The organism is Gemmatimonas sp. (genome assembly GCF_041689975.1).
Lineage (GTDB): Bacteria > Gemmatimonadota > Gemmatimonadetes > Gemmatimonadales > Gemmatimonadaceae > Gemmatimonas.
Genome location: NZ_JBDNFF010000270.1, coordinates 1 through 11,819, shown reverse-complemented (window position 1 = coordinate 11,819; position 11,819 = coordinate 1). Strand labels below are relative to the sequence as shown.

At 64.7% G+C, this 11,819-nt stretch carries 14 protein-coding genes; 3 read left to right on the top strand and 11 right to left on the bottom strand.

Annotation, left to right across the window (positions count from 1 at the left end):
* Window positions 1-13: 13 nt before the first annotated feature.
* The 11 genes from ACESNG_RS16820 to lepA form a co-directional block, all read right to left on the bottom strand.
* Window positions 14-1,246 (bottom strand): murein hydrolase activator EnvC, encoded by a 1,233-nt coding sequence (locus tag ACESNG_RS16820; RefSeq protein ID WP_373063784.1) that lies wholly within the window; start codon window positions 1,244-1,246, stop codon window positions 14-16.
* A 35-nt stretch (window positions 1,247-1,281) separates the two neighbouring features.
* Window positions 1,282-2,142 (bottom strand): cell division protein FtsX, encoded by an 861-nt coding sequence (locus tag ACESNG_RS16815; RefSeq protein WP_373063782.1) that lies wholly within the window; start codon window positions 2,140-2,142, stop codon window positions 1,282-1,284.
* Complete coding sequence (ftsE, locus tag ACESNG_RS16810) at window positions 2,139-2,840, bottom strand: cell division ATP-binding protein FtsE (protein WP_373063788.1); 702 nt, start codon at window positions 2,838-2,840, stop codon at window positions 2,139-2,141. The genes ACESNG_RS16815 and ftsE overlap by 4 nt, the downstream gene beginning before the upstream one ends.
* Before the next feature lie 12 nt (window positions 2,841-2,852).
* Complete coding sequence (locus ACESNG_RS16805; protein WP_373063780.1) at window positions 2,853-3,815, bottom strand: PLP-dependent aspartate aminotransferase family protein; 963 nt, start codon at window positions 3,813-3,815, stop codon at window positions 2,853-2,855.
* Window positions 3,816-3,882: 67 nt separating this feature from the next.
* Complete coding sequence (locus ACESNG_RS16800; protein WP_373063778.1) at window positions 3,883-4,215, bottom strand: hypothetical protein; 333 nt, start codon at window positions 4,213-4,215, stop codon at window positions 3,883-3,885.
* The gene (locus ACESNG_RS16795; RefSeq protein WP_373069880.1) at window positions 4,212-4,769 is read right to left on the bottom strand and encodes a hypothetical protein; all 558 of its coding nucleotides are present in this window, start codon (window positions 4,767-4,769) and stop codon (window positions 4,212-4,214) included. Before ACESNG_RS16795 ends, ACESNG_RS16800 begins: the two co-directional genes overlap by 4 nt.
* Window positions 4,766-5,704, bottom strand: coding sequence for a hypothetical protein (locus ACESNG_RS16790; protein WP_373063774.1), 939 nt, complete (start codon window positions 5,702-5,704; stop codon window positions 4,766-4,768). Before ACESNG_RS16790 ends, ACESNG_RS16795 begins: the two co-directional genes overlap by 4 nt.
* Complete coding sequence (locus tag ACESNG_RS16785; RefSeq protein WP_373063772.1) at window positions 5,701-6,765, bottom strand: hypothetical protein; 1,065 nt, start codon at window positions 6,763-6,765, stop codon at window positions 5,701-5,703. The genes ACESNG_RS16790 and ACESNG_RS16785 overlap by 4 nt, the downstream gene beginning before the upstream one ends.
* Window positions 6,762-7,769 carry an ROK family protein gene (locus ACESNG_RS16780; RefSeq protein WP_373063770.1) on the bottom strand — a complete coding sequence of 336 codons (1,008 nt, stop codon included), beginning with the start codon at window positions 7,767-7,769 and terminating at the stop codon, window positions 6,762-6,764. Before ACESNG_RS16780 ends, ACESNG_RS16785 begins: the two co-directional genes overlap by 4 nt.
* Before the next feature lie 66 nt (window positions 7,770-7,835).
* Complete coding sequence (locus ACESNG_RS16775; RefSeq protein ID WP_373069878.1) at window positions 7,836-8,873, bottom strand: glycosyltransferase family 9 protein; 1,038 nt, start codon at window positions 8,871-8,873, stop codon at window positions 7,836-7,838.
* Window positions 8,874-8,964: 91 nt separating this feature from the next.
* On the bottom strand, window positions 8,965-10,767 hold the full coding sequence (lepA, locus tag ACESNG_RS16770; RefSeq protein WP_373063786.1) for a translation elongation factor 4: 1,803 nt from the start codon (window positions 10,765-10,767) through the stop codon (window positions 8,965-8,967).
* A gap of 281 nt (window positions 10,768-11,048) precedes the next feature.
* Here lepA and ACESNG_RS16765 point away from each other — a divergent pair, with 281 nt between their 5' ends.
* The 3 genes from ACESNG_RS16765 to ACESNG_RS16755 form a co-directional block, all read left to right on the top strand.
* Window positions 11,049-11,192, top strand: a complete 144-nt coding sequence (locus ACESNG_RS16765) for a hypothetical protein (protein ID WP_373063766.1) — start codon at window positions 11,049-11,051, stop codon at window positions 11,190-11,192.
* Between the two features lie 36 nt (window positions 11,193-11,228).
* Window positions 11,229-11,495, top strand: a complete 267-nt coding sequence (locus ACESNG_RS16760) for a hypothetical protein (protein WP_373069876.1) — start codon at window positions 11,229-11,231, stop codon at window positions 11,493-11,495.
* 105 nt (window positions 11,496-11,600) lie between these two features.
* Window positions 11,601-11,819, top strand: a 219-nt coding sequence (locus ACESNG_RS16755) for a hypothetical protein (RefSeq protein WP_373069874.1), incomplete at its 3' end; no start/stop codon positions are given.

Below are 11,819 nucleotides of genomic sequence, written 5' to 3'. Positions count from 1 at the left end.
TACTCCGTACTCCTTACTCCCGACTCCCGACTCGCCCCCTGAGCCACTCCAACGGATCCACCGATCGTCCCTTCGGGCGGATCTCGAAGTGCAAGTGCGGCGGCAAATCGGGGTCGGTCGCACCCACCGTACCGATTGTCTGTCCCTTCGGAACCTGTTGCCCCTTCCGCACATCGATGCGGGCCAGTGAGCCGTACACCGAGTAGTCACCACCACCGTGCTGCACGATCACCGTCGGCCCGTATGTCCCCACGTTGTCGGCCAACACCACCTCACCCGCCGCGATCGACTTGACCGCCGTGCCCACCGCAGCGCCGATACCGATGCCGTTCCAGCGCGTGGTCGTGTTGTTCGGATTGATCACGCGGCCGAAGCGGTACAGAATCGTACCGTCCACTGGCCAATCGAGCTTGCCCAGGTCTGACGTACGGATACTCGACGGTGCGGCGGGCCGTGCGTTCGGCGACATCTCGGCTCGACGACGTGCCGTTTCCAGCGAGGCGATCACGCCCGCCACCTTGGCTTCGTCGCGCGCCAGCTGCGTAAGTCGTTCGCGCGTTCGGGTCGCGCTGCGCTGCACGGTGGTGAGATTGCGTTGGCGCCGTGATTCGAGTTCGGCCAGCCTGCGGGCCTCCCGATCCTTCTCTGAACGGTTGCGCGCGACTTCTTCCTGCAGACGCACCAGGAGCAACCGCTGCGAGATGATCTGATCGCGCAGCCCCTCGACCCGACGCACCAGTCCTTTGTCGTGCAACGCCAGCTCGTGCAGGTATTTGTAGCGAGCCACCAACCCGGCAAATGACTGCGCAGACAGCATTGCTTCCACGTCGTACAGGATGCCGCGCTTGTAAATCTCGACCATGCGCCGTTGCAGTGCCGACCGCTTGTTCACGAGTTCGCTCTCGGCCTTCACGAGCCCCGAGCCCGCTTTGACGACTTCGGTGTTGATGGTCTCGAGCTGCTGATCGAGCGCGCCCACAAGTCGCGCCGTCGCTTTCCGCTGCGCCTCGAGGTTGTTCACTTCATCGGTCAGCGTGCGCGCGCTGCGCTGCAATTCGATCATCTTCGACTCGAGATCGGCGCGCTCTTTGCGCAGTTTGTCGAGCGCGTCCTGCTGCTGACGCAGGCGCTGCTCCGGCGCGCCGGGAGCCTGCGCCAAGGCGACTGCCGGCACCGCGCATACTACCGACCCACCGACCAGCGTCATCGCGCCTGAGAGCACCGCGCGTCGCGCAACGTGCGCCATCTGCTGCACTGATGAGCGCACTCGTGCTGAGCGCACTAGGCGTCGCGCCACACGCGGCGCAGGTGACGACCCACCGACAGCCAGCTACCCACGAGGCCCAGCACGCCGCCAGCCGCAATGCCGAGCATGACCTGTTCGGCCGTGAAGAACTGTGCGGCCATGAGGTTCTTCGAGACCAGCTGTACCGTAGCCCACGCCAGCAGAGCGGCGATCGCTCCGCCGGCGAGTCCCTTCAGCGCCCCGTCTATCAGGTAGGGCAGGCGTACGAAGCTGTTCGTGGCGCCCACCAGACGCATGATCTCGATCTCCTTGGTGCGCGCGAGAATCGCCATTCTTATCGTGGACCCGATGATGATGATCGCGACGAGTGCGAACACGCTCCCCAGCACCGAGCCCGCGATGCCGGCGATGTTCCGGATGCGATAGAGCTTCTCAACCCACTCGCGTCCGTAGCGTACTTCCTCCACCACCGGGTACGTCTGCAGACGCCGCGAAATAGCCTGCACCGTTTCGGGATCGCGCGCGCCCTCCTTCAGACGCAGCTCCACCGATCCGGGCAGCATCGCGCCCGCCATCACGTCACGGAACTCTTCGAGTTCCGCCCGCGCCCGCTGCAGCGCTGAATCGGGACTCACATAGCCCACGTCGGCGACTTGCGGGATCTTGTTGATGCCCTGCATCAACTCTTCGACCTGTGCGTCCTTCGCTCCGTCGATCAGGAACGCGCGAATCTCCACGCGATCTTCGATCTCGAGCAGCGCCGACTTGATGTTGATCGCGACCAGGCCGAATAGGCCGAAGGCGAACAAGGAGAACGCGATCGTGGTGATGCCGAGTATGGCCAACAGCGGCGCGCGCTTGAACGCCAGGAGCACTTCGCGGAGGGCCAGTCTCATCGACGGCCTCGCATGTCGGCCAGCAGGCGCGCCACATCGGTCCCATCGTGTACCAGCTCGCCGTGGTCGAGCTCCAGAAAGCGCAGATTCGAGCGCTGAATCATCGCCACATCGTGAGTCGCCATCAGCACGGCGGTGCCCTGCGCGTTGATTTCACGCAGCAGCAGGAAGATCGCGTGCGTCGCGCGGTCGTCGAGATTGCCGGTCGGTTCGTCGGCCAGCAGTACGAAGGGATCGTTCGCCAACGCACGGGCAATTGCCACGCGCTGCTGCTCGCCGCCTGACAGTTCGTGCGGGAACGCCGTGGCCTTCGAGGCGAGTCCGACCTGCGTGAGCAGCCGCGCCACTTTCGGGCGGATTTGCGCATGCGGCGCGCCCGTCACTTCCAGGGCGAACGCGACGTTCTGCTCCGCCGTACGATCGGGAAGCAGCCGGAAGTCCTGAAATACGATGCCCAGTCGACGACGCAGAATCGGAATCTCGCGTGGCTTGATCGATTGGCTGGAAAAGCCGGAGATACGCAGCTCGCCCGTGGTTGGGCGCTCTGCCATCGACAACAGTTTGAGCAGCGTGCTCTTCCCCGCGCCACTGTGCCCCACCAGGAACACGAACTCACCTTTGCGCATCTCGAACGAGATGTCGCGCAGGGCAGCGCCTGAGCGAGGGTACTCTTTGCTGACGTTGGTCAGGCGTAGAATGCCGGACACCAACTACTCCAGTGCCTGAGTGAGATCGCCGATCAATGTCGACGCATCGTCGAGTCCGATGTTGAGACGGACCGATCCTTCGGAAAGTGCACTGGCTACCGACTCCACGCCGCCCAGCCGCACGGCGCTCTCGGCGTCACGAACGTTGAACTGCTGCAGGCGGCCCAGCAGCTCGCCAGCGGCCGCCTCGCCACCACGCATGGCAAACGCGATCAGATTGCCGTGCCCCGTAAAGCATTCCGTGGCCACCGCATGATCCGGATGCGTGGCGAGACCGGGGTAGTGCACCGCGCTGATTGCACCGACGGACATTGCCTGCAATGCGGCCCACTGGGCCACGACCATCGCGGTGGTGTTCTGTTTGGCGACACGCACAGCGAGCGTCTTGAGGCCACGAGCCAGATGCTCCACTGCCGCGGGGTGTGGCTCGGCGCCCCACAAGCGCATCTTGGCGCGGACTTCGTCGACCACCGCTTCGCTGCCGCATACCACGCCGGCGAAGCCGTCGCCATGGCCGTCGAGAAACACACTGGCCGTGTGGAGCACCACATCGGCGCCGTGTTCCACGGGGCGGAAGTTGATGGGACTGGCGAGCGTGGCATCGACCACCAGCGCAAGCCCGAGCTCCTGCGCGAGTGTGCGCACCGGTCGCATATCGACTACACGGGTCGTCGGATCGACCGGCGACTCGAGGTACACCAGCCGCGTCGTGCGTGTGATCGCGCGACGCCAGCCTCGCGTTTCGGTGGGATCGACAAAACTCACCTGCACGCCAAGCGCCGGAAGTTCATGCTCGAAGAATCGGCGCGTTTCCGGGCGAAGCCAGCGACTCGCGAGAAGATGATCGCCGGGGCGCAGCAGCGACACCATGGTGCAGGCCACGGCAGCCATCCCACTGGCGAGCACGAGGGCGGATTCGGTGCGATCCAGCTGCGCCAGCTGCTGCGCCACCGAGATGTCACTCATGTCTGGCACGGCGGTTGGGAGGCAGAGTTGGCCGGCGGGGCGCCGGACGGCGGGGCGCCAGATGAGGTCAGACGCGCGTCCCGGTGTCGGTATCCAACTTTATTACGCGCACGAGTTCAGACGGAGCGGCCCCGATGACGTCGCGCAGTACGCACCCGCCGCGAGGCAACGTGTCGTCAATCTGCAGTTCAGCCAGTTCGGAACGTCGATCAGATACCACACGCACCAGCTCGTGGCCCGTCACGAGACGCACCAGCGCGTCATCCGAGCGCAGACGGACCATCGGTCCGCGCTCGGCGTCCCCTGGTCGGCTGCTGATGAATCCAACCACCTGCAGAACCGGGGAGAATCCACTGAACAACCCCAGTTTCCGCGCTTTCGCCTTCTCTTCCTCGTTCATGTTCCTCTCGCCACGGTGCCAGGCACCGTGAAACCGTCTTCCCGACGCATGATCAACCGGCGGCCCCGTAATCGGTCCAGCTGATGGGCGGCAACGGCCTCGCTCACGGCCAGGATCGGCGCCAGCGACTCGGCCCAGATCGGTCCGTGATCGCGCACCGCTTCCCAGTGCAACCGCTCGTCGTCGTCCACAGAGCCGAACAGTTCGGCCGCCCCCTCATGCCATGAGACCAACGCCAGCGCATGACGCTCGAGGACCGTCTCGATCGGATCGATATGGCCGTCGTGAATCCCGCGGAAGGCGAGGAAGCCCGGGAGACCATCGTCGCTCGCGTAGCGCAGCAGCAGCTTGGCCACGATCTCGTCGGCGCACGAAAAATCCAGCAGATTCACCTGCGAGAAGTCGATCGTGGTCACGACCGAGGCGCCCACTTCGATGACCTGCTGTTCGATGGCCGTGCGCACAGCCGCGCCGGTGGGACGCGTCACGAGATTCGAATACAGGTCGCACACGGTGCCGCGCAACACGGTCCCGACGTCGATGTTCACCGTCATCGTGATCTCGCGCGAGATGCGCCCGCGCTGCGAGGGCGCACGGGCGCGTCGCCGAGCCGCTCGGGAATCGTGACCTGCATCTGCGCGCCGGGGAAAAAGGGCAGTCCTTCGGTCATCGGCACGTCCTCATCCCACTCGGGCGTGATGGCGATGCGGGCGGTACCACTGCGCACGGACAGCTTGCCATCCCAGCGTCCCACGAAGCGACGGATCCCGGCCAGACCCTGACCGCGTCCTTTGTCTCCATGGCGGAAACGGCTCACGGCGCGGAGCACGGCATCTTCGAGCGCCATCGCATCATCCCACCGATCGCTGCGGCGATGACCCGGCGAACTCTCGAGCGATTTCCGGAACCCTACGCCAGCGTCACATACGGCGATGACCACCACGCGACGACCAAGACGACGGGAATACTTGTACGTCTGCACGGCCACCCAACCGCCCAGTCCCGCGTGCTCCACGATGTTCTGACACGATTCGCTCAACGTCATGCCGAATGCACCGGTAATGGCCGTGTCGAGATTCAGCTGGCCATGCAGAATATCCGCCGCCTTGTGCTGAATGCGGCCCACCACACCATGCACGTCATCGCTCTTCGTGATCGGCGTGATCTCGAGCAGCACGTCCGACTCGAGCGCGTCACGCGCGCGCGGCACCGTGCCGTGCAGGTCGTACAACTCAGCCGCATGCCGGAAAAATCCGGTGCGCGACCAGTACGATACGGTGTCGGCATGCTCGGGGACCGCGAAGCCCATCCGATCGGCACGCGACTGCGCGACGCACAGCAGTGCGGTCAGCCCGTACGGTGACGCCCATCGCGCATGACGCGCGTCGACGAGGATCTTCTCGCCTTCGGGTACCGTCGCCAACTGCTCGAAGACCTGCTCGAAACTGTGTTCATCGAGTGATGGCGGCACGCTGATGACAGACGTCACGAAAGGCTGAGCTCTCCGCGGAGATGATTCGCAAGACCCGAGGCCCCGCGATGTTCGACGTTGCGCGATGCGGCTATGTTCGCCGTCGCAATCGCATCCGTCAACATATCACCGGCAAGCAGTCGCGAGAAATGGGTAGCGCCCCAGACATCGCCACATCCCGTGGGATCGCCTGGGCCGTCGACCCGCGGTGGAACACTCGGCACCAGCCCCGTGCGCAGCGCGCCCAGCGCCCCACTGCCACCGCGCGATGATGTGGATAGCGCAGATGTGTGACCTCGCACTGGCGGTAAGTCGCTGAGTCGCTCGAAACCCGGCGCCGCTACATATACCGCGCCGCGCTTGCCGAGCGTGACGCAGAGGCACGACACACCCGCCGCCATGGCCGTCGCGGCCAGCGCCATCGAGTCGGGCGCCATCATCTGCATCTCGTCTTCATTTACCTGCAGCACGTCGAAGCACTCGCACCATGCCGCCACGTTGGGCAGCGGTTCCGCCACGCGCAGGCCGTCGGGCAGCACGGCCATGATCTTCATGTGCAAGTCGCAGTAGATCGGACCGCTGAAATGCGTCCGCACCAGCTGCGTCGTCTCGAGGTCGAGCTCCCAACCACTCAGGAAGTTGATGTATAGCGCGTCGAGCCGTGCCGCATCGAGCACCGGCTTGAGGCCCATCCATGTCCACGCCGGCACACCACCCGACAGATGCTCGGTGCGACGTTCGTCATCGAGATAGCGCAGCTCTACACGATTGTTCGGATAAGGAACCCCGATGATCTCGGCATCCGGCGCCATGTGCCGCAGCGAACGGCAGAACAGCCGCGCGCGATCCACCAGGTCGTCGCCGACGCGCGCCAGCGGCACGATCTCCCAGTCATCGGGCAGCGCCGCGTCGAGCGCCGAGAGCGAGTAGGTGATGCCGCCCCACTCCTCGACGGGCACATTACGCTTGTCGCGACCGTACAGCACGTCCCATACAAACGAGCCGATCACGCCCACGCGCTTTTTCTTCGACGGAGATTGCGTTGAACCCGCTGGCGTCGAACCCGCTGGAAACGTCACGCGGGTGGCCGACCGGTGTGCTGCGCGATGAACGTGGCGACCGCGCCCACGACACCGGCGGTACCGGGCAGCGTGCCAGGCACGATCCGGCAGGCATCGACGGCCGGCTTGAACGCGCGGCGACGCACTTCCTGACGCAGCGGCACGAACAACGCCTCTCCCGCCTGCGTGACTCCACCGGCGATCACCACGCAATCGGGATTGAACACGTTCAGCAAGTTCGCGATGCCCGTTCCCAAAAAACGCGCCGTGTCGCGCACGATCTCGAGGGCCACGGCATCGCTCTGCGCGGCCGCTGCGTACACCGTGGCCGCCGTGATCTTCGAGACGTTGCCGTCGACCAATTCCGGCAGGATCGACTGCTGATCGAACGACAATGCTTCACGCGCCCGCTCGGCGATTGCCGTACCCGAGGCATAGGCCTCGAGACAGCCGTAGTTGCCGCAACCGCAGCGACGCCCGTTCTGATCGATCGTCGTGTGCCCGATCTCGCCGGCCACGTCACTCGAGCCGTGATAGAGCCGACCATCGAGGATGATGCCGCCACCGATGCCGGTGCCGATGGTCATGCCGATCACATTCGTCGCGCCCTTGGCCGCGCCCACCCACCACTCGCCGTACGTGGCGCAATTGGCATCGTTGTCGAGTGCCGCGGGCAAGCCGGTGAGCGCCGTCATGCGGGCGCGCAGCGGGATGTTGTGCCAGTTCAGATTCGGCGCCACGAGCACGATGCCTTGCTCGCGATCAAGGGGCCCGGGTGCGCCCACACCCACGCCCAGAAACGCATCACGCAACACGCCGGCTTCGCGCATCGTGGCGGACACCGTGTCGTTGACCATGCGCGCCATCCGCCCGATGACGCCATCGGCGCCTTCATGCGCCGAGGTGGGTTCGGAGCGCAGACCGTATTGGCGCGACCCATCGGCGGACATCGCGCAGACGACAATGTTGGTGCCGCCAAGATCGACACCGACAATGAACTGGTTGGCTGGGAGGGCAGTCATAAGGCGATAAGATAATGCTGCCGCCCAGTGCCAGCCTCTCCTGACGTGCAACGGGTTACCCCCTTCTCAGGACGGACCGGCCATCCGCGTAACGGCCGCACCCACCGCGCGGGCACTCAGCTCCCGCATGCAGCGCCAATGTCCGAGCGGACAAGCCTGTCCGCCGTGCGCGCTGCACGGGCGACAGGTGAGCGCATCCATCCCCAGCGTGGCGCGACGGTCGGCCAATGGTCCGAATCCCATGGCGGGAACGGTGGGCCCGAACAGTGCGAGCGTGGGCGTGTTCATCGCGGAGGCCAGATGCAACGGAGCGGAGTCGTTGGTCACGAGCGCGGCGCAACGGGAGAGCAGGGCTGCTGATCCGAGCAACGACAGCCTGCCAGTGGCATCGATCACCGGCGGGCCACCGCGATGTCGTACGGCCTCGCTGATGGCGACGGCCAGCGGCGCATCGCCGGCGGCACCCAGGACCACGATGCGAAAATCGGGGAGTCGCGCCACGAGCTCACCCGCCAGCGCATCGTACGACGGCCAGCGTTTAGTGGCCCACACACTGCCCGGAGCCAGCGCGAGGAGCGGCTCGCCTGCGTCAACGCCCGCTTCATCGAGCAATGCCGACGTGCGCGCGTAGTCCTCGGCCCCCGGATACAGCGACGGTCGTAGCTGCTCAACCATCGCGGACTCGGCGCCGCGCGAATGACTCGCCAGCGCCCACAGCCGCTGCGCGTGATGCCAGTCCTTCCGGTACGCCACGCGGCGCGAGTACAACCACCGACCCGCCGAGCGGTCGAAGCCCACGCTCCGCATACCCGCCAGTCGCGCCAGCGCCGCCGTACGCCACGATCCCTGCGTCATGTAGGCTATGGTCGCCCCCGTCGCGCGCAAGCACGCCGCCACGTGACGCAGGCCGCCCACCCCAGCGTCCGCCCCGCGCTTGTCATACACGATCACCGACGACACCGCCGGATGATTCGCCAGCACCCCCGCATTGGCCGGCGTCGCGACTACATGCACCTCGCCATCACACGCCAGCCGCGCGATCAGCGGCGTGGTGAGGATCATGTCGCCGAGAAATGAAGTTTGGAGGACGGCGGAAATCGTCACGTGAGTCTCGAGTTGTGAGTTGAAGTTTCGCGTGGTGAGTGTTCGTGCCTCCGAACTCGAAACTTGAACCCACTACTCATAGCTCACGTGTTCAATCCACCTGGAGCACAGCGAGAAACGCTTCCTGCGGAATCTCCACGCTTCCCACCTGCTTCATGCGCTTCTTGCCTTCCTTCTGCTTCTCCAAAAGCTTGCGCTTCCGGGAGATGTCGCCACCGTAGCACTTGGCCGTCACGTCCTTGCGGAGTGGCTTGACGGTCTCACGTGCAATGACCTTCTGGCCGATCGTGGCCTGAATGACCACTTCGAACATCTGCCGCGGGATGAGCTCCTTCAGCTTCTCGGCCACCTTGCGGCCCCACTCGTACGCCTTGTCCTTGTGCACGATCACCGAGAACGCGTCGATCGCGTCGCCGTTGATCAGCATATCGAGGCGCACGAGATCGCTCTCGCGGTACTCCAGCATTTCGTAGTCGAGCGAGGCGTATCCGCGGCTCACCGTCTTCATCTTGTCGAAGAAGTCGAGAATGATTTCGCCGAGCGGAAATTCCCAGTCGAGCTCCACACGCACCGTGTCCAGGTAGCGCATGTTCTTGTACACCCCACGACGCTCCATGCCGAGCGTCATGATGGGGCCGATGTAGTCGGTGGGGCACATGATGCGCGCGCGCACGTACGGCTCTTTCACCTGCGTGATCACCACGGCCGGCGGCATGAGCGCCGGGTTCTCGACCAGCATCTCGGTGCCGTCGGTTTTCAGGACGTGGTATTCCACGCTCGGCACCGTGGTGACGAGATCGAGATTGTACTCGCGCTCGAGACGCTCCTGCACGATTTCCATGTGCAACAGCCCCAGGAATCCGCACCGGAATCCGAAGCCGAGGGCGGTGGAGGTTTCCGGCTCGTACGCCAGCGACGCGTCGTTCAACTTCATCTTTTCGAGCGCATCACGCAGCGTCTCGTACTGCGTGGTGTCGGTCGGATAGATGCCCGCGAACACGAACGACTTCACTTCCTGATAACCGGGCAGCGCTTCGCTCGCGCGATTGTCCTGATCGAAAATCGTGTCGCCGGCGCGCGTCTCGCGTACCGAGCGCACGGCGGCCAGCACGTAACCCACTTCGCCGGCGTGCAACACCTCGGTGGGCACCTGACGCAGCTGCAGATAACCCACTTCGGCCACTTCGTACACGTTGTCCGACGCGCCGAACGTGATCTTGGTGCCCTTGCGCATTTCGCCGTCCACCACGCGAACACTGGGAATGGCGCCGCGATACTTGTCGTAATACGAATCGAAAATGAGCGCGCGCAGCGGGCCTTTCACATCGCCTGTTGGCGGCGGCACGCGACGCACGATCTCTTCCAGAAGCTCCGGCACCCCAGTGCCTTCCTTGCCGCTCACCTGCAGCACGTCTTCCGGCCGGCAGCCGATCAAGTCGACCACTTCCTGACGACGACGCTCCGGCTCGGCGCCCGGCAGGTCGATCTTGTTGAGCACCGGAATGATCTCGAGCCCGGCGTCCATGGCCAGAAACAGATTCGACAACGTCTGCGCTTGGATCCCCTGCGATGCGTCGACCACCAGGATCGCGCCTTCACAAGCCGCAAGCGAGCGCGAGACTTCGTACGTGAAGTCCACGTGGCCCGGCGTGTCGATCAGGTTGAGCTCGTAACTCTGCCCATCGCCCGCTTTGTAGCTCATGCGCACGGCATTGAGCTTGATCGTAATGCCGCGTTCGCGCTCGAGGTCGAGCGTGTCGAGCACCTGAGACTTCATTTCGCGCTTTTGCAATGTGCCGGTTTTCTCGATCAGTCGGTCGGCGAGGGTAGACTTGCCGTGATCGATGTGCGCGACGATGCAGAAGTTGCGGATGTGACTGAGTTCCAACGGAATGCCTTGCTAGAAGGGGCGATGCGGGGACAACATCTCAAGATAGTCGATCCGCCCAGCGATCTGGTGACCGGATGTGAGCGCGGCGGCTACCCAAATGGGGCCGCTACCGGGTAACACGTTGACGCACAATGGTTTATCCTGCCGATGGAGACGCGTGGAGAGGCCGGATGAACGGCCGGCGACACGCTGGAAACGGTCTTCTAGTCCATGGTGTCGAACCCCCTTATGCGCCTTCGCCCCCGCGCATCCCACGACTCGCGGCCTTGGCGGCCCTTCTCCTCGTGTCGTTCGCGTCTTCGCTGCGCGCGCAGCAGCCCGACGCGCTCCGCCTCCCCATGCTCTGGAAGATCACCGAAGGCCGCGCTACCGTGACGGAATCGTTTGGCGTGATCTCCCCGATCGCCGTCGACAACGCCACGAATTGACGCTCGCGATTTGAGGCGAGCGCAAGCGGACCGACCATGGCTGACTGGATGTCAGACCGGGCGGCGCGCTTCACGGCGGACGGCGAGTTCGTGCACCCGGAGTTCAATGTGATGATCCTCGACTCGATTACGGTGCCGAGTTTCGCGAATGCGCCACGAAGTACGGCGCACGTGCAGATCGACGCCCACTCGGGGTGGATGCTGCGCGGGTGGAATCATGTGCCGTTCGCGCCGATCCCGGTTTTCGACATTACGCCGCGCCGAACGCTGCGCCTCGGCGACGGGCGCGCGTCGACTCAGTAACCTGTCCGCGCGACCGCGGGGAGGATGTGCCGCCGGAGGTCTGCGCTCTCCGTCGGCCCAAGACCTATCTACCGTGTGTTCGCGGCCGTCGGGAGCTTTCGCGCGGTGGTCAAGGTCCCGCGCGAGGTCGCCGTGCTGCCGACACCATACCTCACGCTCAACGGCATCGCAGACATCTGCATCGGCCGTTACCGCGTGCGGCGACATGTCCGACAACGCGCTCCCGCCTTTCTTCGTGAGCCGCACGCGATAGCTGCGGCGATCGGTTTCCGCGGTGCGCGACAGGAGTCCTCTTGCCAGCATACGCTTCAGCAGCGCCGAAAC